At 53.4% G+C, this 20,721-nt stretch carries 17 protein-coding genes and 1 tRNA gene; 8 read left to right on the top strand and 10 right to left on the bottom strand.

Translation table 11 applies throughout. The features are described 5' to 3' along the window. Positions 1-113: 113 nt before the first annotated feature. Positions 114-1,055 carry a catalase family peroxidase gene (locus RBB81_RS06240; RefSeq protein WP_353073086.1) on the bottom strand — a complete coding sequence of 314 codons (942 nt, stop codon included), beginning with the start codon at positions 1,053-1,055 and terminating at the stop codon, positions 114-116. Between RBB81_RS06240 and RBB81_RS06235 the strand changes: the two genes are divergently transcribed. Beyond that, entirely contained in the window at positions 1,055-2,200 is a 1,146-nt protein-coding gene (locus RBB81_RS06235; protein WP_353073085.1) for an oxidoreductase, read from the top strand. The two genes, RBB81_RS06240 and RBB81_RS06235, sit on opposite strands and share 1 nt — an antisense overlap. 507 nt (positions 2,201-2,707) lie before the next feature. On the opposite strand, the gene RBB81_RS06230 is transcribed toward RBB81_RS06235, so the two are convergent. The 3 genes from RBB81_RS06230 to RBB81_RS06220 all read right to left on the bottom strand — a co-directional run bounded on the left by RBB81_RS06230 (position 2,708) and on the right by RBB81_RS06220 (position 6,952). Beyond that, positions 2,708-3,883 (bottom strand): hypothetical protein, encoded by a 1,176-nt coding sequence (locus RBB81_RS06230; protein ID WP_353073084.1) that lies wholly within the window; start codon positions 3,881-3,883, stop codon positions 2,708-2,710. 82 nt (positions 3,884-3,965) lie between these two features. Further along, entirely contained in the window at positions 3,966-5,813 is a 1,848-nt protein-coding gene (locus RBB81_RS06225) for a Z1 domain-containing protein (RefSeq protein WP_353073083.1), read from the bottom strand. Positions 5,814-6,754: 941 nt separating this feature from the next. Continuing rightward, a complete protein-coding gene (locus tag RBB81_RS06220; RefSeq protein ID WP_353073082.1) occupies positions 6,755-6,952 on the bottom strand; it encodes a hypothetical protein in 198 nt (65 codons plus the stop codon). Here RBB81_RS06220 and RBB81_RS06215 point away from each other — a divergent pair. From RBB81_RS06215 to RBB81_RS06200, 4 genes are all read left to right on the top strand, one after another. Further along, positions 6,951-8,291 carry a tyrosine-type recombinase/integrase gene (locus RBB81_RS06215; protein ID WP_353073081.1) on the top strand — a complete coding sequence of 447 codons (1,341 nt, stop codon included), beginning with the start codon at positions 6,951-6,953 and terminating at the stop codon, positions 8,289-8,291. The two genes, RBB81_RS06220 and RBB81_RS06215, sit on opposite strands and share 2 nt — an antisense overlap. 54 nt (positions 8,292-8,345) lie before the next feature. Further along, positions 8,346-9,266 (top strand): tyrosine-type recombinase/integrase, encoded by a 921-nt coding sequence (locus RBB81_RS06210; protein WP_353073080.1) that lies wholly within the window; start codon positions 8,346-8,348, stop codon positions 9,264-9,266. 156 nt (positions 9,267-9,422) lie between these two features. After that, positions 9,423-9,704: a helix-turn-helix domain-containing protein gene (locus RBB81_RS06205; protein WP_353073079.1), complete on the top strand. Its 282-nt coding sequence runs from the start codon at positions 9,423-9,425 to the stop codon at positions 9,702-9,704. After that, positions 9,694-10,902, top strand: coding sequence for a tyrosine-type recombinase/integrase (locus RBB81_RS06200; protein ID WP_353073078.1), 1,209 nt, complete (start codon positions 9,694-9,696; stop codon positions 10,900-10,902). Before RBB81_RS06205 ends, RBB81_RS06200 begins: the two co-directional genes overlap by 11 nt. 79 nt (positions 10,903-10,981) lie before the next feature. Here the strand turns inward: RBB81_RS06200 and RBB81_RS06195 are convergent. From RBB81_RS06195 to ychF, 6 genes are all read right to left on the bottom strand, one after another. Next, positions 10,982-11,058: transfer RNA gene (locus RBB81_RS06195), tRNA-Pro, on the bottom strand. A gap of 100 nt (positions 11,059-11,158) precedes the next feature. Then, entirely contained in the window at positions 11,159-11,431 is a 273-nt protein-coding gene (locus RBB81_RS06190; protein ID WP_179581140.1) for an oxidative damage protection protein, read from the bottom strand. A gap of 538 nt (positions 11,432-11,969) precedes the next feature. After that, a complete protein-coding gene (locus RBB81_RS06185; protein ID WP_353073077.1) occupies positions 11,970-14,663 on the bottom strand; it encodes a ribonuclease R family protein in 2,694 nt (897 codons plus the stop codon). Positions 14,664-14,701: 38 nt separating this feature from the next. Continuing rightward, positions 14,702-15,526: a hypothetical protein gene (locus RBB81_RS06180; RefSeq protein WP_179581136.1), complete on the bottom strand. Its 825-nt coding sequence runs from the start codon at positions 15,524-15,526 to the stop codon at positions 14,702-14,704. Positions 15,527-15,636: 110 nt separating this feature from the next. Then, entirely contained in the window at positions 15,637-16,893 is a 1,257-nt protein-coding gene (tyrS, locus tag RBB81_RS06175; RefSeq protein WP_353073076.1) for a tyrosine--tRNA ligase, read from the bottom strand. Positions 16,894-17,126: 233 nt separating this feature from the next. Continuing rightward, on the bottom strand, positions 17,127-18,224 hold the full coding sequence (ychF, locus tag RBB81_RS06170) for a redox-regulated ATPase YchF (protein ID WP_353073075.1): 1,098 nt from the start codon (positions 18,222-18,224) through the stop codon (positions 17,127-17,129). Between the two features lie 256 nt (positions 18,225-18,480). Here ychF and RBB81_RS06165 point away from each other — a divergent pair, with 256 nt between their 5' ends. From RBB81_RS06165 to RBB81_RS06155, 3 genes are all read left to right on the top strand, one after another. Next, complete coding sequence (locus tag RBB81_RS06165; RefSeq protein ID WP_257025321.1) at positions 18,481-19,023, top strand: DinB family protein; 543 nt, start codon at positions 18,481-18,483, stop codon at positions 19,021-19,023. Between the two features lie 139 nt (positions 19,024-19,162). Continuing rightward, a complete protein-coding gene (locus tag RBB81_RS06160) occupies positions 19,163-20,158 on the top strand; it encodes a heme-binding domain-containing protein (protein WP_179581130.1) in 996 nt (331 codons plus the stop codon). Beyond that, on the top strand, positions 20,158-20,643 hold the full coding sequence (locus RBB81_RS06155) for a hypothetical protein (protein ID WP_179581128.1): 486 nt from the start codon (positions 20,158-20,160) through the stop codon (positions 20,641-20,643). Before RBB81_RS06160 ends, RBB81_RS06155 begins: the two co-directional genes overlap by 1 nt. Positions 20,644-20,721 lie beyond the last annotated feature (78 nt).

The following is a 20,721-nucleotide window of genomic DNA, read 5'->3' as shown; positions in this document are numbered from 1 at the left end:
AGGTTCCCGCCACAGATCAAATAGCCTGCCCGTCGCGCCTCAAAGGCTATCAGAAGCTTATGTCCTACCGGACAGGCCCACGCGCAGTGGACCCGTCCGGCAGGACATCGATTCTAGGCAGCTCTTCGCCGTCGCCCGCTTAATAGATAGATCGCCGCCCGCAACTCCAGCAGAGGATCGTCTGACGGTTCGATTCCCTCCACCCGAGGTATCGGATCGAAGATGATCTGCTTCTGCTCGTGAGCGTTATCCTCCACCAGCGCGGTCAAAGCGAAGCTGCCGAGTTCAAGTACCTTTCGATCTTCCGGCCAATGAATCGTCGCATCGTCTACCACATCGCCGTCGTTCGCAAGCTGTACCAGAATCTTGAACTTGATCGGCCCTTTTCCAACTCGCTCCACGATCTCGTCCACCAAATAGTTAGCGCTCTTTGCAGCAGTTGCAGCATCATCCAGATGATCGTTCCCAGCCTCTGGAACAATCCGATAGCGCCCAAACCGGCCAACGCCGTCCTTATTCGTGAACTTCATCGCGGTCACACCAAAGTAGCTCTCGCGCGCGAAGCTCGAGGGCGCAGGCTTCGGAGTTTGCACAAACGCCAACGCCTTCGGATGCGAACCGAGAAACGCCTCCAGCGGAGAACCTGCCAGATTCTTGGGGTCGCTCGTAGCCAACGCCATCAGCAACTCCAGAAATTCCTGCCCCGTCCTCGTTGGAAAGCCATCCGTCGAATGAGAGACGATATCGGTATGAATGTGCTCGGCGAGGTTGAATCGGATCGCAAATCCGCGGGGATTCGCATTAGGATCGTTGTCCGGCACCAGCGGAATCCCTGTGGAGTCTGAGAATCGCACCGTCACAGGGGTGGACTCCCGCGTGATGTGCGGAGCTTTGGTAAGTGTGGCCGCTTCGGCAGAAGGCGTAAATGTCCCGGTCAGCATAATGCCCTTGGCATGGGCGGGTCGAAAGCCCGGGTTCAATCCGAAGATCGCGTCGAACTGCTGCAGCAGTTGCTGGCTCAATGCGATGATCTTTTCGTCAGTAGGAAGTGGCATTGTTATTTCTCCTCATCACAATCTACCGAACTCTGATTCAGCTTAAGTTACAACCGACTCTTCCCTCTGCCAATTTGTTCGCGCAAGAGGCAACAGGTCTGCCGCTGCGGAACAAAGAAAAAGTTCGCATCTTCACCGCCCCCCTACTACGTCCAATACAGATGAGCAAGAAGTGGCAAGCAGCAGACATTCCGTCGCTCTCAGAAAAACGGGTTCTGATCACCGGGGCAAACAGCGGTATCGGCTATCATACGGCTCTAAAGCTCGCTCGCAAGGGTGCTCACATCATCTTTGGGTGCCGTGATCAGAGACGAGGCGAAGCAGCCCTTGCCCGCATGGAAGCGGATTCGCCGGGCTTGCGCACCGAGCTCGCAATCCTTGACCTCGCTTCCCTTACTTCCATCCATCATTTTGCCGCAGCGGAGGTCGCGCAACATCGCCCGCTGCACCTGCTTATCAACAACGCCGGCGTTATGGCTCCGCCCCGGCGCATGGAGACAGTCGATGGCTTCGAGCTTCAATTCGGTACCAACGCTCTTGGCCATTTCGCGCTTACCGCACTTCTGATACCAGCACTTCAGCAGGCAGCCGCCGAACCTTTTGTTGACGGAGCCGGAAGACCTCGAGTTGTGACTATCGCGTCGATTGCGCACAAACGGGGACGCATGAAATTCGACGATTTACAATCCACACGAAACTACTCTCCTATGGGCGCTTATCAGCAATCGAAGCTCGCCAATCTCCTAATCGCCTTCGAACTCGACCGACGCCTGCGCGCCGAGAATTCGCGCATCATGAGCGTTGCTGCGCACCCGGGGGTTGCAAATACCAATCTTTTCCAGTCGGGCGAATATTCCGCAGTTGAAAGGAGCCTACGTATCTTTGCGGGCCATCTCATTGGCATTGCTCTCAACACAGACTCCGAAGGGGCTCTCCCGACGCTCTATGCGTCAACGGCTCTTGAGGTAAAAGACGGTGGATACTATGGCCCGCAGGGTTTTCAGGAGATGCGTGGTGAAGATGTAGGGCCGGCAAAGATCGCTGCTCAAGCAAACGACACCGGCGATGCAACCCGCTTGTGGCAGATCTGCGAAAAACTGACAGGAGTGAAGTTCTCTAGAGATGTTGCCGCTGCCGCCTCGTGAGACTGATGAGGATCTCATCAAAGAAAAATAGCGGTCTGCTTTAGTCTGAAATCCGACACGCTACATCAGGGAAATTTAATGTACAGGCTGGTAGTCGTCACGTTCGATGTTCGTCCTCAGTGCGCTACGTTTGCCGACTCCATCACGATAATGGCGAGAAGCTCGTAACCGTAATGTCTGCCGCTCTGCACTTCGTCAAGTTTGTCGCCGGAGTAGCCGTAACCTGCGCGCTTCTACCCGGAGTCGTCGGCGAGGGTCGTCTATACGTCAGAGAGTGGGGTTCACTAGTAACTTGCTGAGATGAAATGAAGAATTAATGGTCGGGACGACTAGATTCGAACTAGCGACCTCACCCACCCCAATCCTAGAACTTACGCAATATCAATAACTTAGCTATACAGATCAATACGGGAGAGTGTGGGAGAGCACTTCACGAAACGCTTATTGGACCCATAACGGCCCCCGGGATGGTCCCAGATTGTTCATTACCACAAAACTGGGCGAGATCTAGACGTGGCAGAAACTGAGGAGGGTTTCGGTCCTCATACGATTCGCTAAGCTACCAGCAGTGTTCGCCGCGGGCATGGGCAAATACCGACTGGAGGTAGGAAGAGCCCTTTCAGACCTTCCAACTAGCCGAAACCCTGACATCTCTGCCGCCGCGACATTGATGTTTGCATTTGAGATGCTCACACCACTGAGACAAGAGTTCCCAACGACGAGTAAGACTTGCCCTTTAGGCTTAGTAATTCGCATCAATTCCTGCATGAAACTAAGCACGTCCTGGGCATAGTGGTGGACCATTCCCAGTTGTCGGACCGGCAGTTCATTCAAGGTCCCTGATCTCTTCAGGAGTGCCTTTAGCACAGATTTAGGCATCTCTTTCTCGGCCCTACTTTCAACTCCAATACTCTTTGATCTAAGTGCGCGAAGATCGCCTATTGTGTATCCAAGCCAGACTAGAGCGAGACGGTGACCTCGCAGATAGTCGATTGCATTTAGGTACGGTGGCGAAGTGATGACCACATCGACCGACCCAGAACCGAGATTGGACAATTGTCGTGAGTCGCCGGCGGTGACGGCGGCACTGCCTAGCAACTTGTCGGGGCTTAAACGTGCCGCCAGTCGTTTTACGGACTGTAAAAAACCATCATAAACCTCATAGTCGTTGTCAAAGAAGACTCTATGAGGCCTGCTGTGAGAGGTATCGCGCGCGATAGAAGCGCCACGTTCCTTGGTGACAATAATCCTGCTCAGCGCTATCTTCATCGCATCGGCGAGCACGCCTGACGTGCGCGAAAGAGCTAGAGCAAGAGACCTTAGCGGCTTTTCCTGCTTAGGACAAAACCAAAAGCTGACATATTTGGCGGTTTCTTCGCAGTCATCGATCCACGGCAAGTACATCTCATCAGAATTCCTGGCAGACATGACGAGTTTTTCGGCGGCGCTAATCAAGCGCTTAGTTTGAAATGGTGTTGTCCAAACCTTCGCCATCAAAACTGCTAGCGGGTCCAGATCGAAGCCTATTGCCCGGTGACCAAGTTCAGCCGCTGCACGCAACACAGTTCCCGAACCAGACATCGGATCCAGAATAGTCTTGGGAGACGCCATGCCGGCGAGTTCCTTGAAAACAATCTCTGGGGCCATGCGCGCTGGAAACGGGTGGATTGGGAGCAGTTTCATATTCTCTCCAGATTAATCCCACTGATCGGATAGCGGAAATCGATGATTTCTATCGTCTGATTGCAGATACACCTTTAGCACCTCATACCGCTTTCTTAAGATTCTGAATAAATGCGACGCCGCCGCTACCAATCTTGTAATAGAGCTTGGCCTTTCCAGACTTGTTATAGAAGATCTTCACATGGTGTATAGCGATCGGGAACTTTCCAGCTTCCAGTTGGGGTTTGCCCAGAAATCCCTTTGCACGTGTGATCGATTTTTTATCAGCTGATGGTCCATAGTTTGCTATGGACGAAGACGCGTGAATGGCAAGCGAACCGTCAGGCTTGTTCTTTAGAGCCGTTTTCAGGAAGTCAATTACAAATGTTGGAATGGCGTCATTGCCGACCTTATCCCGTATCTGCTCTAGAGTAGATACGGACGTGGGTGCGGACTGAATTATCTCTTCAAGTTCGCTGGAATAGTCGAAAAGGCCAAACGACATCTCGCCTTTGTCGAGGCTCACCGTCGCCTTATTGATGCTGCTATTCCCCGCGACGGCGACTCTACTATCTCCCACCCAGACAGGCACTCCAAGATTGCTCTCGATCGTAGCCAGGGCGAGTCGATGGAAAATAAAGCACTTCTGCCAATCGTCGTAAAGTTGTGACGGAATGGTCAGTTCAAAGTGTTTTAAGTAACTGCCACGCGCTCCGAACATTCTGGCACGTTGAATGTAGGTGTCTTGTTGCAGCTTGTTCTTTACGTTCCTTGTAAAGAACATTGACAGCAAATTAGGGAACGTGACTCCACGAGAAACGATATTGCCGCCTATGACAATAGTAAAAGGCGATGTCGGGTCTGTTGCGCTATCGCCCGCAGCCTTGCGGTCACGTCTGCTGTTTAGAACGATCAGAGTAGTTCGAGACGCGTTTTCGACAACATATTCGGTCAGAGCCTGCGGATCTGCTGACGGGTACAGTTGCTGAGCGGCTTTGTGAACCTTCGTGGTCAGTTTCGTAAATGCGGAATGCTGACCGTCAAGCAGTGCTTCAACGGACTTTTCAATTGCAGCTCGATCTGCGGCGTGGTCATCCTTTTTCCCGCTCGTATGAACGAGCATTGTGTAGTTTTTCTCGGGTCCAGTAGAGTTGAGGTACGCAGAAGTAACTAGAAAACGAACCAGGGCATCCTCAGCTTCCTCAGCGTTGCCGCCTTGATCGAGCCTGGTTAGGCGGTAAGGAATCCCCTTTGTGTCCAAGGGAAAAAACACCTCTTGTCCGGTGTATTTGGAGTGTGGCGGAAACTTAACCCACCTCTTCGTGTCGTTTTGAAATGTGTCGTTCAGATTTAGGCGGGCGGGCGTGGCGGTCACGCCAATGTAATAGCCCTTAGATCCTATTAACTGACCTACCCACTTATTGATAGTCGTGATTGTTCCCTTATTTATGCCGGAGTTTGGAGTGGCGTAATCGGCCTCATCGTCTATGACGGCAACCTTACCTTTTCCTTTCAGCCAGTAGATGAGGTTTTGCAGGTCGCTGGAGTTCTTCTTGCATATAACGACCAATTCCTTGGGAATCGTATTCGAGGCGAGAAGCTCAGTTGAGTTTCTCGCCGCAGGAGCTAGGCCTGAGTGCTTGAACCTCTTCAAATTCTGCGTGAGCAGGTCGACACTGTCATTCAACAGATGCACGATGATCTTATGTCCCTCGTCCAGCAATTTGGCTGTGAGGCAAATCATCATTTCGGTCTTGCCACTCTGAGGTTCACCGTAAATGACCATAGCGGAGGTTCCAGGCATTGCTAGCTTCTCAACAGCCCCGGTTACCGCTTTTTCGATGCAATCTGTAGGGATCTTCTCGGAATGTAGCCTGCTGAGTTGCTTTAGGTAGCGCCCTGTGAGTGTAGCTTTGCTTTGGAGTTTAGCTATGTTTACGGTAGCCGCCATTTCTCTATATCCCTCGCAAAATCAATAATATAGGCTCCACACTAATTTGTCATTGGTCTTAGTCGAACCCTTCCAAAGCTTGCAATGAAGTGGCCCTGCTGACCGGAAGTCGCGGTTATGTTTGGCTCAACCCTAAATATGTGCATCACCCACCCCGGGCGGCCATTGGCCGCCTTTTCCATTGGAGAATTCCTTGCGAAGAATAGAAAAGCGATACCGTCTTTATCTCGTCCCGCCTCTCGAGTCCGACCCGGCACCGGAAAGCAGCCTTTCCGTAGAAGTCCATACCACAAAGTTTGTGCAGATTCCATTTGACCTTGATTCTCTACCAGACGAGAAGGATGGGCCATGCGTTCAATCCTGATTCAGACAGCCAGTAAAGTCGCCGAAATCTTGCTCATATGCGTCGCAATCCATCTGTGCATGAAATTCCTTGACTGCATTTTCCAGAATGATTCTCGGTACTGGAAATCGAATTCCTCGTTCTCCAACAACCGCCTATCGGAATTAACCAGTTCCCACGCGCATTGCCTTCCCAAACATACGTCTGATAGCCGCTAGCACATTCCCCTGCCGAGCCAAACCCTTCGTGAATTCGCCAGATATCTGGGCCATCCCGCAGCTCTGTTTGGCTCGACAGCTTCCTTAGCTCATTATCGGAATCCTCAACGAGAAGGTTTCAGCGAGCGGGCCGCGAACATCGCGTTCGGTCGGAGCTCCGTCGCAGAACCTAACTAGCTGATGAACGCGAATGGATGTCAGGAATTAAGATCGCTGAAAACCCAGCAAATTAGCTATGTATTTGGCTCGACCCCTCCTTTCGCACATGGTGTGTGCAGGATCGGTGAAGTTCCATCGCAATCGCCGCGCAGTGATTTGCGGGCCTGTCTTTGGTACTCGCCTGTCCTTCAGCACCATTCAGAAGGATGAAGCCAATGAACTTAAACGCAGACCGAAGGCTGTATCAGTTTGGGCAGTTGTCCGACCTCTTGCAGCTTCCCCCAGACAAGATTGACTGGCTTGTACGAACCGGCCAGCTCCGGGCCGTCCGAATATGCGGAGAGGTCCGGTTCGACTCCAACGAGGTCAGCCAACTCATTGAGACCTACAACCAAATCGCCAAAAGGAAAGATACACATGTCCAAACTCTCCCGTAGTACCGTGCAACTCGATGAGGCTCCTGTGACCGAGACGACTGCCACCTCCAAGAAGCGAGTTGGCTATGCGCCTGGACGCGGTCCAAAGAAATCTCGACCAGACGGGATATGCGAACGTCCCGAATGCGGCAAGACTGTACCCGGCGGGCTAGTGTCGGTGAACCAAAAACGCTACTTCTGCTCACCATACTGCCAGCACTCCTTCCACAACAATCGGCACAACATTGGTGCATGCGAATGCTGTGAGCGGCCCATCATGAGCCAGTCGTTCGCAAAGGGAAAGCAGAAATATTGCTCGAATGCTTGCCGACTCGGCCACAGGTCCGAATCTCTGATTGCCACTACGGGTTTTTTCAGGCCAATCATCGAAGAGTATCTGGAGCTTGGATTGGGATACGAGAAGAGCACTTTAGTTAATGTACGAACGAGTCTCTTACACTTCTTTACGTTCGTTGCTCAGAAAGAAAAGCTCACACGGCTGGAGGAAGTTCGGCCGTCCGTGGTATCCCGATTCCTCGCCACGGAACGCGAACGAGGGATGAAGTCGCGTGCATCCATCTCGCATCTCGCAACGTTCTTTCGGTGGCTCTTACTGGAAGAACGCGTTGATATGGCGAATCCTGTAATACCTCGGCTGCACAACTTGCACACCTCTAAAGCAGAGCCGCGGCCCTATGCGGAATGGGAGATTGATGCCTTATGGCAACACCTGACCGACAGCGAAAACTCGATGCTAATGCTTGCGTTCTCAATTGGTCTTGAATGTGGCTTACGCGTCGGTGAGGTCGCCAACATTAGATTGGCGGACATTGACAGGGAAAAACAGACCATCTTCGTGAGACTTCCTACAAAGAACAAGCAGACCCGCACGGTGCCTTACCACGATGGTGTAGCAAAACACCTTAGCCAATGGCTGAAAGTGCGTGACACCGAATGCAAGCATGATCACTTGTTACATAGCAAGCTGCTCAAGTCCCTCAACTCCGGGAGTCTCTGCGTGTTGTTTAGGGGCTTACTAAATTCCAAACCATCTCCTGGCAACGGCTTTTCATTCCACAGACTCCGGCATTCATGGGCGACTCGGCTAATGAATAACGGACTCGAGTTGGCAGTCCTAAAGGAACTGGGTGGATGGGCCTCTTGGAGCAGTATGCAACGCTACATCAAAGTTCTTGATGTGACGATTCAGAACCAGTACCGAGCAAGCTACGCCAAACTCCAGCAGAGAATAGCTGTGAAAACAGCTCCCCCCATCTCGCTGTTGGAGTTCGCTGCAATGAATTCGCCTGAAGCCATAAACCAATCAAAATCAGCAACTTAGAACATTGCGGGTAATGCATCTTACCCGCAATGTTTCACCCTATAGGACAAACAAATGAGAATTGAGAGTTTCTTAGAGTCCTTGTCCACGCGGACATGGAGTGCTGAAACCCTGCGCGCCTACCGGCAGGATCTAACTCGGTTTGAGACCTTTCTGAAGGAGAAAGGGCTCCCGGTGAATGAAGTCAAGCCGGCTACCATCTCGGAGTTTATGAACTACATGGCCGAGAACAAGGGTAGGACCGCTTCGACCACGCTCGCTCCGTCAACAGTAGCCAGACGTCTTAGTGTTATCTCGGCATATTACGAGTGGGTTCGGGACGACTCTGGTGCAACTATTCGGAACCCAGTTGAGAGAATCAAGCGTCCCAAGGTACGTAATGAAAAACCCCGTGCCGCTCCTGATGATGTCCTAGCAACTCTGGTCGACGGCATCACCGACTTACGGGACAGGGCCGTTGTGCTCCTGTTCCTGTACAGCGGCCTGCGGTTGAGCGAACTGAGACAGCTGGATAAGACGACCATTACCCTCACGAGCCAGCAGATGCCGGATGGGTCGTCCCAATACTTGGGCATTGGGGAAGTTTTGGGAAAAGGGAACAAGAAGCGTTCGTTTCTGGTGGGACCGAAAGCGATGCTGGCAGTCGCAACGTATATCGCGCAGCAGCGGATGAAGGACGATGAGCCGGCACTATTCCTCTCCTCCAGGAAAAAGCGTCTCAGCGGCCGGGCGATTCAGCAGATCGTAGACAAGTGGTGCGATCGACTGGGAGTTGCTCATCTCCATGTGCATCAGTTTCGCCACTCCTTCGCGACCAGAAACGTCAATGCAGGAATGTCCGCTGCCGTGCTTCAGGAGTTGATGGGACATGCCAGCTTGACAACCACCCAGCGCTACTTCCACATGAAGCCCGAACGCCTCTCGCGGGAATACTTCGCTGCCATGGAATTTACTCGCGAGTTCTCCCCGGTTTAGCTGATGGCTTTGGCTGCTTACAGACATGAATGTAGATATGCGAAGTAAGGGTTTCCTACGTACTTAGCTCCGACACAACCTCGACCTCCAAATCATTGATTGGCCTCCAGTAGGTCAACCTGTGAATCAACTCACTAACAACCCAAGGAAGACTGTATGAACGTACTAGAACACGCTGTAGTAGGTAGGCCAGCTGCCATTCGGGGCTCGCAAATGAGTGCCTTGGTTATACCCCCATCATCCCCCGTAGTCTTTGAACCGTTAATCTCAGCGGTCGATGCGGGCCAACTATTGAACCTCCATCCTGTCACCATCCTCCGCTGGGCAAGGGAGGGGCGAATTCCTCATCGGCGTCTGGGCCGGAGGGTTGTGTTTCGCGTGTCAGAGCTCAACTCCTGGCTAACAATCTTTGAGACCGAGGTCAGTCATGCCGCGTAAACAAGATTTGGGGAAGATGTACCTCAAGAGAACTCGTTACCAGCAGGGCTCCTTAGCGATCGAGGAGAGAAAGAATGGTTCCCCGGTGTGGGTGTACCGTTGGCGGGAAACCAATAGTGATGGCCGTCGTGTAAAGCGTAAACAAATCGTGGGAACAAAGAGGGACTTCCCGTCGAAGGCTGCCGCGATGAGCGCGGTCGAAGGTTTAAGACTCGACATAAATACCGAGTCAGTTGCATCGAGCTCTGCGCCCCTTACCATCAACCAGTTGATCGATCACTATAGGCGGACAGAGCTTGCCGACGATAGCCCGAAGACAAACAGGACAAAGCAGGTCTATGAACACCAATTGTTGAAAGTAATAGGCCCAAAGTGGGGTGGGTTCCGTCTCAAGGACGTGAAGCCGATCGCCGTAGAAAAGTGGCTCGGTGAGCTTCCGATAGCGCCGGGCTCTAAAGCGAAAACGAAGGGAGTGTTGAGCATTCTATTTCAACATGCCATGCGTTACAGCTGGGCGACAGCTAATCCCATCAGACTGGTACGTCAGAGCGCATTACCTGTACAGGAGGAAATTGTCCTGACACCAGTTGAGATTGCTGCGCTTCTTACAGAGTTGCGCGACCCGTTTCGCGCTCTCATCCTGCTTGTCTCGGTAACTGGGTTGCGACGTGGCGAGCTGTTTGGCTTGAAGTGGCAAGATGTCGATTTCGGTAAAGCGGAAATACGAATCGTTCGCTCCATCGTCGATCAGGTCGAAGGGCCGCCTAAGACTCTTGCGTCGCGCAGACCGCTTCCAATGTCGTTGGAATTAGCAACTGCACTTGAGAACTGGCGGAAGCAGACATCCTTTCCCGATTCAGAGGACTGGATATTTGCAAGTCCCTTGGCTCTTGGCAGGAAACCATACTGGCCGGACGCCGTTCTCAAAAGGCACGTCCTCCCAGCAGCAATACGTGCTGGCATTTCGAAGCGAATTGGGTGGCACAGCTTCCGGCGAACATTAGCTACGCTGCTGCAATCCTCCGGAGCATCTGTGAAGACAACGCAAGAACTCCTTCGCCACTCTTCGCCGGTGATGACCCTTGGCGTTTATGCCAAGGCCGTCAACGAAGACAAGCGGATGGCTCAGAACGCTATCGCGGCACTATTCTTGGGTCCAAGCGTTGAGTGTTCAGAAGGAGAAGAAGGAGAAGAATGAGAAAGTACTATTGGCCCTTTGTGGACCTTCGCAAAGGGCCAGTGGCCCCACGTCATTCAACTAAACCATTGGAAATAAATGGTCGGGACGACTAGATTCGAACTAGCGACCTCACCCACCCCAAGGGTGCGCTCTACCAGGCTGAGCCACGTCCCGACTATGGTTTGCGCGTCAGCCCAAGCGGGGAGACGGCGGGGTATGCTGCAGTCCTAAGTGTACACGACTGGTCCACCTTTTGCCGTTCTCCGGCAATCAGCTACGTCGTCGGCGCCACAAACTCCTTCGGCAATGAACCACCCTCGCCAAAGAAAAACTCGTTCATCTGTTCGACAAGAAATTCCTGCGCCTCGCGCGTCCACGGCTGCAGGCGGTACTCGTTCAAAAGCATCTTCTGCCGCTCTACCCACTCGCCCCACGACTTTTTCGAGACATTCTTGAAGATCTTCTGGCCAAAGTCCGAATCGAACGGCGGCTCATCCAGCCCTTCCATCTCGGCCTTGAATCTCGTGTCGAACACCATGTGTGCCATTCTCTAAACTCCTTTTGGAATTTTTATTTTACGATGCCGTCCGAATTATTGCGCAGCCTCCAATAAATCTATGAATATCGCTTACGACATTTTGACTGTGACCGCAACAGCCATGATGTCAGGTAACGAGGTCGCCGTCGCAGCTTTTGTCCATCCCTAACTGGCAAGACTGAGTCGCAAAGCGCAGGCGGAAGCTGCAGCTTTCATAGTTGCAGCCCTCGAGAAAGTGATGCCATTCTTGTACGGCCTGGTGCTCGTACTCCTTATCGGTGCAGCATCCGAGCATCGTCCAATTTCACACGGTCCCGGAATGCTCATCGCATGAGCCGCATTTCCCTGGGCTGCGACCATCGTCTTCACCGTAACGATGCTTCCCTACGACGGTTGGCTCTAAGACCGCACGTTGGGATCTGATTCACAGCATACGGGTCGCAGGGTTAGTTATCTCCGTTCTCATGCTCCTCACAGGTCTATTCCAGAAAGCGCGTTAAGGCCGGCTCAAACCAATTGCCCCTGATTTGCGAAATACCAGAGCTATTTAACGTCGTTTGCCCTTCGATTTCTTATTTCGCTCCCGAGCCTCCGACTTCGTCTTGCCCTTCTTACCCGAACGGTTAGGGCTGGAGTGGGGCCGATCTGAGCTCGTATTGGCAGCGGTCTTTGATTTACGAGGCGATCGCGGAGCAGCCTCCTCTTCTCCCGGCAGCAAAGCGAACTGAAGTCGTCGCTGTTGACGATCAATGCGATCGAGGAGCACGTGTACCCGCTGCCCCATCTTGAACACGCGGCCATTTCGCGTCCCTACAATCTGCCGATCTGTGTCGCGAAACATGTAGCGATCGTCCTGCAGCGAGGTCAGAGGCACTAGCCCTTCGATGAAAAGGCTGTCCAATTCCACAAAGAAGCCGTACTTCGTGCACGAAAGAATGATTGCGTTGAAGTCTTCACCCACGCGGTCCTGCATGAACTTGATCTTCTTCCACTCGATCAGCTCACGCTCTGCATCATCGGCCCGCCGCTCTGACTGGCTGGACTCTGCAGCAATCGCACCGAGCTCAACCTCCGGTATCGGTCCTTCTAAAACCGACCGTTCAGGTTTCTCCGCGTGTCCTTTGCCGGCCCGTTTTTCTCCCCATGGCTGAGGAGAGTCGGATAAAATCGCCGATCCCTCGGTATTTGCACCGCTTTGAATGAGCTCCCGAAGCAACCGATGCACGATCAAATCCGGATAACGCCGGATCGGCGAAGTGAAATGCGTATAGCTTGGACTTGCGAGCGCAAAGTGCCCAACATTTTTTTCACTGTAGCGCGCTTGCTTCAACGACCGAAGCATGAGATAGGAGAGGATCCGCTCCTCTGCCTTTCCCCCAATCTTCGCAGTCAATTTCTGATACATCTGCGGCGTTACCGGAATCGACTCTGCCATCTCGTGCGTCTTAGCCTGTTTATTAGTTCCGCGCGCATCACGGCGATCACTCTTCGTTTGAATCCGTTTCACGGGCAGACTGCTGAAGCCCAGAGAATAGCCGAACTGGCTCGCCGTCTCTTCAAAATCGACAATCCGCTTCGGGTCTGGAATCTCGTGAATGCGATACAGGCTCGCCACACCTTGCGATTCGATCCAAGTCGCAACGCATTCGTTTGCCGACAGCATGAACTCTTCAATCAACCGGTGCGACCATCCGCGCTGTGACCGAACGATCGCCTCCATGTTTCCATCTGGATCAAATTGAATCACGGGTTCGGGAAGATCGAAGTCGATCGATCCCCTGCGATGCCTTTTCGCATTCAGCTTCAGCGCCAACTCGTACATCCGTTCGAACTCGGGGACCAGCTCAGCAAACTCCGCCCGCGTCTCGACATTTCCATCGATCACGCCCTGAATCTGTGTGTAGGTCATCCGTTTGGCGCTCCGAATGATTCCCTCGCACACCTCGTACCTCAACACCTCGCCGCGCCCGTCGATCTCCATTACGCAACTCAGGACCAGGCGATCCTCATCGGGTCGAAGACTGCACATCCCGCTTGAAAGCTGGGGCGGGAGCATTGGAATAGCACGATCTGGAAAATAGACAGAGGTCCCCCGCAGTCGAGCCTCGAGGTCAAGCGACGTTCCCGGTCTCACGTAATGACTGACATCTGCGATGTGAACCTGTAGCTCCCAGTTTCCATTCGGTAACGGGTTCACCAGCACCGCGTCGTCGAAGTCCCGTGCAGTCTCCCCATCGATCGTTACAATGTTCAGTCCACGAAAATCCCTGCGCCGCCCGATCTCATCCGTGCCCAACGTGGCGACAATCTGTTCTGCAGACACTGTAGCTTCGGCGAGCACGTTTGCAGGAAATACATGCGGTAAATGATGTTTGCGAATGATGATTTCTACATCAACTCCGAAAGCATCCGGCGGCCCTAAAACCTCAATGATCCGCCCACGCGCCGGCCTTCCGGCGGTCGGAAAGTCGGTGATCTCGACGTCGACCGCTAGCCCTTCGAGTGGCCTGTGCGGGTCCAACTCTTGCGACCAGTGAGATTGTTGCGCCTCGGCTTCTTCGCCTAGAACACGGTGCGGTGTCCCCTCCGGCGTCGATCGAATCTCCGCTCCCGCGGGGATCAAAATCGCCTGCGTCATCCGTTCATCTAAAGGAGTAATGTAGTTTCCGTTGATCATGGGAGCGCTCTCCCAGGGACCTCCTCCGCGGTGCGTTCTCGCATAGTGAAAGATTCCTACCACCGTAGGATTTCTTCGATTCAGCACCCGGGCAATCCGACCCGATCGCCGGCCATCTCGTCCCGGCGGCGCTTCATCCACCAGGACTTCATCGCCCTGCATCGCACCGTTTAACTCATTCGGCGGAATAAAGAGATCATCGCTACGATCCACACTCCCATTCGGCCGCACAAATCCATAACCATCGCGGTGGAGATCCAGTCTTCCCGCCAGTAGCCTGTCCCGCGTCGCACGATGCTCCACCGGCATCTCGAGGGCGCCGCGTTTCACACGCTTCGTCTTCTCCGGCGTTGCTGCTGGCAAGCTCCACTGCTCACTATCAACCTTCACCAACTCGCCTCGCGCCGTGATCCGCGCGAGCTGCTCTAACAACAACCGCCGCTCGCGTCCGCCACCCAATCCAAGTTCACGAATCAACTGCTTATACCCAGCGCGATGCCCGGGTGAGCGCTCAATTAACCGCATCAACTCGCGATCAGTCTGTGGATAAGGAGTGTGTGCCATCGTCTCCGAGCATACAGCGAGCCACAGTCATCTTTCGCTTACTTCAATGTCGCCGTCAGTGATTTGGACATCTCCGCGGCCTGCTCCAGCGTGATCCCATCCGGCATCTGCATAAAATCCGTCTGCATCTCATCCTGCTGTTGACCTATGCTCTTAAAAAACAACACTTTGCCCTCGATGTGCACGTGCGTCTCAGTAATCTGCCACATCCCCGGCGTCACCTCTCTTCGTTCCACACGGAACGTCCCACCTCCGCGGAGCCGCCCCAGCAGTCCCCAACCAATCGTAACGTCCTGCGTCAGCTTTCCACTGATCGTAACGATCCGGTTCTGACCCTTATTTACCACAAGCTTCCCCGCCATCTGGCCCAGCACACGCCCCTGCATATCCGGCGGACTAAACTTTGGATTCGGCTCAAAGTTCAAGGTGATGTTCTCTCCATCATCGCTCTGCATCTTCCATGTGAAAGCATCCGGCAGCATCCGAAGCAGCTCTTCGGCATTTTTTCCATCCTGTTGCCCATCTTTTTTTTGCTTGGCCAGTTGAGCCGGATCGTGAATGAAAGTCTTTACTCGTTCATCTTCAACTCTGGCCTCCGCTTCACTCAACGGCCGTCCATTCCTGCCGATCAATCGTTTCACCGAACCGTGGCCAGTCTCGACAACAATCGAAACCTTATCGGTCCCATCGCTCTCTGCATCGCGATAACGCCAATGCGAGTGGTCGTTCAGGTCGGCATTCAACTCTGCCTGCATCGCAACCCGAACGATCTCTCTCGGTTCCTGCGCATGCATCGGCAACCAGCCCGCAGCCAAAAACCCCGCCAACACGACCAGCCGTACATAGACTTTCAAAATCTTCATAAGACCTACACCCTCTAAGATGCAGATTCTTCAATAACGTTAGCGCTTCTCGACTCTATCAAAATGCTGACGCGCAGGCGTTGTTCATGGCAAAAACAAACGCTACCAAATTAACTCACCCACTCCACCCGCACACTCTTCTTCCCCAACCGCAGCGCAGGTGACTCCCCCATAGCAGCCCTTCCAAACGTCCTGCCCGAGATCTTCTCTCCATTCAAGCTAACGGCATTTTCAGCAAGCTTTCGTGTCGCCTCGCCAGCCGAACTCGCCAGCCCGACCAGCACCAGCAACTTCGGCACACGAACCTCCACCACACCGTCCATTGTGCTCATCAAACCTTCTTCAGCCAGCGACACCTTCACCACGGGGACATCCTCGCTCACACCGCGCTGCTGAAACATCTTCGTCCAGCTATCCGCCGCAGCATCAGCTTCCTCCTTCGAATGGAAGTCACGCGTGATCGTCCAAGCCAGGTTTTTCTTCGCCTGCATCGGATGCAGCACGCCACCTGCAACATCCGTCTGCATCTGTGCAATCTCGGAGCCCCGCAGATCTGTCAGCAGCGTCCAGTACTTCCACATCAGTTCATCCGAAATCGACATCAACTTCCCATACATCTCACCCGCTGCCTCATGAATGCATATCGCATTTCCGAGCGACTTCGACATCTTCTGCACCCCATCAAGGCCCTCCATGATCGAGGTCATCAATACAACCTGCTGCGGCTGTCCAAAGTGCTTCTGCAGGTCCCTCCCACGCATCAGGTTGAACTTCTGATCTGTACCGCCCAACTCTACATCGCACTTCAGCGCCACAGAGTCGTAACCCTGCGCAATCGGATAGATAAGCTCATGCAACGCAATGGGCTGTTCCTCATTAAATCGCTTATGAAAGTCTTCGCGCTCCAGCATCTGCGACACCGTGAACTGCGCCATCAGCTTCACCATGTCGTAGTAGCTGAGCTTGTCCAGCCATTCAGAGTTGTACCGAACCTCGGTCTTCTCCGGATCGAGAATCTTGAACACTTGCTCTTTATAGGTCTCCGCATTAACCGCGATCTGCTCCGGCGTCAGCGGCTTGCGCGTTGCGTTGCGCCCGGTCGGATCGCCGATCAATGCAGTTGAATCGCCGATTAGAAAGATCACTGTGTGTCCCAGCGTCTGAAAGTGCTTTAACTTTCTCAGCAGGACGGTGTGCCCCAGGTGCAGATCTGGAGCAGTCGGGTCGAATCCTGCCTTGATCCGCATTGGTACCCCAGTTGCAATCGACTTAGTAATGCGCTCTTTCAGCGCCTCCAGCGGAACAATCTCCGCGGCACCTTTGGTGATCAGATCAAGCTGGTCTTCAAGCGAAGCGAATGTAGACATATTTTTAAGTATAAAGATCCCAGCGTGAGGCTGAAGGAGATCGAGCCATTCGTTCTCGAACTAAGTAGTTACGAACCTGGTTTATTTCGCTAAACCGATGCAGAAAAAAGACACAAAAAGAATCAATAATTTGCCACTCGTACGTTCTATCGGCGCCATGCGTGTAGCGAGTTCAAGTCGCGTTAGAAACGTACCTGCGGACAAACACTGAGTTAATCAATGATTACCTCTATCTATACGTTGAACTTGAAAAAAAGAATGTCACCATCTTTCACGATGTACTCTTTGCCTTCGGATCGCAGTAAACCCTTTTCCTTGACGGCCTGTTCGCTGCCATATTTGAAGAGGTCGTCGGAGGCGTAGCAGTCTGCCTTGATGAAGCCTTTTTCAAAATCGGAGTGGATGACGCCCGCTGCGCCAGGGGCTTTGGTGCCACGGCGGATAGTCCAGGCGCGAACCTCCTGCACACCGGCTGTGAAGTAGGTAATGAGGTCAAGCAGGCGATAGGCGGAGTGAATAAGGCGGTTGAGACCAGGCTCGGACAGCCCCATATCCTTGAGGAACTCTTCGCGCTCAGCAGGTTCTAACTGTGCAATCTCAGATTCGAGGGCACCGGAGATGCGCACAACCTGACTGCCTTCTTCTTCGGCGCGTTTTTCAACGGCAGCAGTGTAAGAGTTACCCGCAATGAGGCCTGATTCGTCAACATTCGCCACGTAGAGCTGAGGCTTCGCAGTGATCAGGAAAAGCTCGCGAGATAGGATCTTTTCTTCTTCAGTAAGCTCGGCTGTACGAGCGGGCTTGCCAGCATTGAGGGCTGCCAGAAGCTTCTGCAGCATGGCGTGCTCAGCCTTGATTTTGCCATCGCTCGATGCTTTAGCAGCGCGCTCAACTTTGGTGTTGCGCTTTTCGACAGTGTCGAGGTCGGCGAGCAGCAGTTCGGTGTTGATGATGTCAATGTCGTGCAGCGGATTGACACCGCCAGCCACATGGATGACCTCGGCATCGTCGAAGCAACGAACGACATGCGCTACGGCATCGGTCGCGCGGATGTGGCCTAGGAACTGGTTGCCGAGGCCTTCGCCCTTGGATGCACCCTCGACGAGGCCCGCGATATCGATGAACTCCATAGTCGTAGGAACAAGCGACTTGGGCTTGATAAGCTCGGAAATTTTGGCGAGCCGCTCATCGGGTACAGTCACAACGCCCGTGTTGGGGTCGATCGTGCAGAAAGGATAGTTGGCGGCTTGCGCCTTAGCTGAGGTAAGGGCGTTGAAGATCGTTGATTTTCCTACGTTGGGGAGACCAACGATTCCGCAGTTCAATGGCATTGTGCTGTTTCCTTGTTACGAAGCTTGTTCCGGCGTCGTGGGTTGTCTTTAACAGAATAGTTCATTCTTGGCTGCGGCCCGGGAAAGACGTAATTATCTCGGTCCGCTCGAAATGACAAGCAAGTGTCTGTTGGACTCTGTAATGATTCTGGTCGGTAAGCTTCTTATTTGCTTTCTCAGAAATGACAGAGCATTGACAAAAAAAATGTGGACTCAACCATTGGACAGGTTAGCCTTGAAGTGCGAGGTGACAAAGATGCAGCAGATGCGTTCGATGTGCGTGGTCGCGGCGTTATTGGGTTCTGGCATGGCAATGGGTCAGACGCCGGCAGCTCCAGTTGGGCCGATTGGGCCCGCGGCTGAGGTACAGCGCGGGTATGCGGCTCAGAAAGGGAACATTCTAAAAGCCGCCGATAAGATGCCGGAGGGAGATTACCAGTTCAAGCCGACGCCAGAGGTACGAACCTATGCACGCGTCGTGAACCATGTCACCGAGGCACAGTTGCGTACATGCGGCGCTGTAAATCGGACGGCTGCGAGCGATCTTGCAAAGGTTCCTGCGGAGACTGCAGACAAAGCAGCCATCGTCGAAGCACTGAAGGCCTCGTTTGCCGAGTGCGATAAGGCGTTCGCTGCAGTAACGGATGCGAATCTGGGAGATATGTTTGAAGTGTTCAACGCGAAGCGGTCGCGCATCGGAATCATGTGGGGTACTGTGTCACATGACAACGAACAGTATGCGACGCTGGCGCTCTATTTGCGGTTGAAGGGACTGGTGCCACCGAGTAGCGAGAAATAATTCGCGCTTGTTGCCGTGCAGTTTTTAGATGAACAGACAGCAAGCGAATGCGTTCACGGAATACCCTGCTGCGTCTAAGGGTTTGAGAGTGACCGCTATTGAAGTATCTGGTCACGGCTCGCCAGTTGAAAGGAACGGCATGGGATCGGTATTGCAGAGTCGTCTTCGACCTCTTCTCTGGATTGTGGGGGTTTTATTTCTTGTTTTCGTCGGATTGCAATTTGTACGTCCGAAGTTGACGAATCCGCCGGTGACGGCGGACCTGCAGACCCCCGCAGAGGTAAAGCAAATTTTGAGGAACTCTTGCTATAACTGCCACTCGAACGAGACGAAGTTGCCATGGTTTGATCAGGTGGTGCCTGCGTATTGGTTAGTGACCGCCGATGTGAAAGAGGCTCGGAAGCATCTGAACTTTTCCGAGATCGGAAAGCTCCCGGCTGCACAGCAGAAGGGGTTCCTGTTTGAAGCGGTGAACATGATCCAGATGGGTGCAATGCCTCTTCCTGCTTATCGGAGAGTGCATCCGGATGCGGTAGTGACACCCGATCAACTGACAGTCCTAAGGAACTATCTGACTACACCTCCTGATCCATCCAATGCTGCTGAGGTTGGAGCAAAGGCGGTGACAGATGCTGCGGCGACGGATGTTCAGTATGGCAAGTGGGTGCAGGCAAGCCAGACTGCGCTGGAGGTGAAGCCGGAGTGGAATGGCGTTCCGTTCGACCCTGACTACAAGAACTGGAAGGCGATCAGCAGCACCGACCGCTTCGACAATCACACGATGCGGGAGATCTTGGGGAACGACGTTGCTGTGAAGGCGATTGCGGATGGACACATCAATCCTTGGCCGGATGGAGCGGCGTTCGCTAAGGTAGCTTGGCAGCAGGCTGCGCCGGACGAGAAGGGCGTGGTGAAGACCGGCGCGTTTATCCAGGTGGAGTTGATGGTCAAAGATAGTGCGAAGTATGCGTCGAGCGAGGGTTGGGGTTGGGGACGCTGGCGCGGAACCGATCTGAAGCCTTATGGGAAAGACGCTCAGTTCCAGAATGAGTGTATGAGCTGCCATGAACCTGTGGCCAAGAATGATCATGTATACACGATGCCGTTCAGCGGCCAGACTGCGGGAGGTCAGTGATGAGATCGCTTGGCGTGTGCTTGCTCGGTGCGGTTGTGGCTTTGGCCGGATGTTCCGAGGAGACGAATCCGCGGGTTGTGACTCGCTTGAATACGGACGCAGCTTTGGTTGGAGAGTTGCCATCGAATCCACTGCAGGGCAAGGTGATTACATCGTGGATTGATCGAAAAGATGCGACGATGTCGACGATGTTCGGCAACGATGTGGCTTGGAAGTATGCGCGATCGAATTCTGATTCAAAATATCCGGCGGGGGCGGTGCTGTCGGTGGTGACGTGGGGCCAGCAGGAGGATCCGCGGTGGTTTGGAGGGAGCATTCCGCAGAGGCCGAAGGCTGTGGAGTTTGTGACGGTGACTGGGCCGGGCGTTGCGGCGTACCAGAGGTACGAGGGATCGCCATTGAAGAAGGTGGCGAGTGTGGAGGGAGTTGATCCCAACGATCGTGCTTCTTATTTGCTTGCACAACGAGCTGCAGTGATGCCCTGACCCGTTAAGGGCACCCGCCGGGGGTTCTCAGCCGTAAGTCATTTCAATGCAATGATTTGACAATTTCTCGTTTTCGCA

This window comes from Tunturibacter gelidoferens (assembly GCF_040358255.1).
GTDB classification, from domain to species: Bacteria; Acidobacteriota; Terriglobia; order Terriglobales; family Acidobacteriaceae; genus Edaphobacter; species Edaphobacter gelidiferens.
Note: the sequence above shows the minus strand (reverse complement) of the source record. Positions and strands in the feature narration are given on the sequence as shown.

What these genes read in the sequence shown, in the direction of transcription:
- RBB81_RS06180 (WP_179581136.1), bottom strand. Translation starts at nt 15,526, where the DNA reads ATGAAGATTTTGAAAGTCTATGTACGGCTGGTCGTGTTGGCGGGGTTT.
- RBB81_RS06210 (WP_353073080.1), top strand. Translation starts at nt 8,346, where the DNA reads ATGAGAATTGAGAGTTTCTTAGAGTCCTTGTCCACGCGGACATGGAGT.
- RBB81_RS06230 (WP_353073084.1), bottom strand. Translation starts at nt 3,883, where the DNA reads ATGAAACTGCTCCCAATCCACCCGTTTCCAGCGCGCATGGCCCCAGAG.
- RBB81_RS06225 (WP_353073083.1), bottom strand. Translation starts at nt 5,813, where the DNA reads ATGGCGGCTACCGTAAACATAGCTAAACTCCAAAGCAAAGCTACACTC.
- RBB81_RS06155 (WP_179581128.1), top strand. Translation starts at nt 20,158, where the DNA reads ATGAGATCGCTTGGCGTGTGCTTGCTCGGTGCGGTTGTGGCTTTGGCC.
- RBB81_RS06205 (WP_353073079.1), top strand. Translation starts at nt 9,423, where the DNA reads ATGAACGTACTAGAACACGCTGTAGTAGGTAGGCCAGCTGCCATTCGG.
- RBB81_RS06190 (WP_179581140.1), bottom strand. Translation starts at nt 11,431, where the DNA reads ATGGCACACATGGTGTTCGACACGAGATTCAAGGCCGAGATGGAAGGG.
- RBB81_RS06240 (WP_353073086.1), bottom strand. Translation starts at nt 1,055, where the DNA reads ATGCCACTTCCTACTGACGAAAAGATCATCGCATTGAGCCAGCAACTG.
- RBB81_RS06200 (WP_353073078.1), top strand. Translation starts at nt 9,694, where the DNA reads ATGCCGCGTAAACAAGATTTGGGGAAGATGTACCTCAAGAGAACTCGT.
- RBB81_RS06160 (WP_179581130.1), top strand. Translation starts at nt 19,163, where the DNA reads ATGGGATCGGTATTGCAGAGTCGTCTTCGACCTCTTCTCTGGATTGTG.
- RBB81_RS06215 (WP_353073081.1), top strand. Translation starts at nt 6,951, where the DNA reads ATGTCCAAACTCTCCCGTAGTACCGTGCAACTCGATGAGGCTCCTGTG.
- RBB81_RS06165 (WP_257025321.1), top strand. Translation starts at nt 18,481, where the DNA reads ATGCAGCAGATGCGTTCGATGTGCGTGGTCGCGGCGTTATTGGGTTCT.
- RBB81_RS06185 (WP_353073077.1), bottom strand. Translation starts at nt 14,663, where the DNA reads ATGGCACACACTCCTTATCCACAGACTGATCGCGAGTTGATGCGGTTA.
- tyrS (WP_353073076.1), bottom strand. Translation starts at nt 16,893, where the DNA reads ATGTCTACATTCGCTTCGCTTGAAGACCAGCTTGATCTGATCACCAAA.
- RBB81_RS06220 (WP_353073082.1), bottom strand. Translation starts at nt 6,952, where the DNA reads ATGTGTATCTTTCCTTTTGGCGATTTGGTTGTAGGTCTCAATGAGTTG.
- ychF (WP_353073075.1), bottom strand. Translation starts at nt 18,224, where the DNA reads ATGCCATTGAACTGCGGAATCGTTGGTCTCCCCAACGTAGGAAAATCA.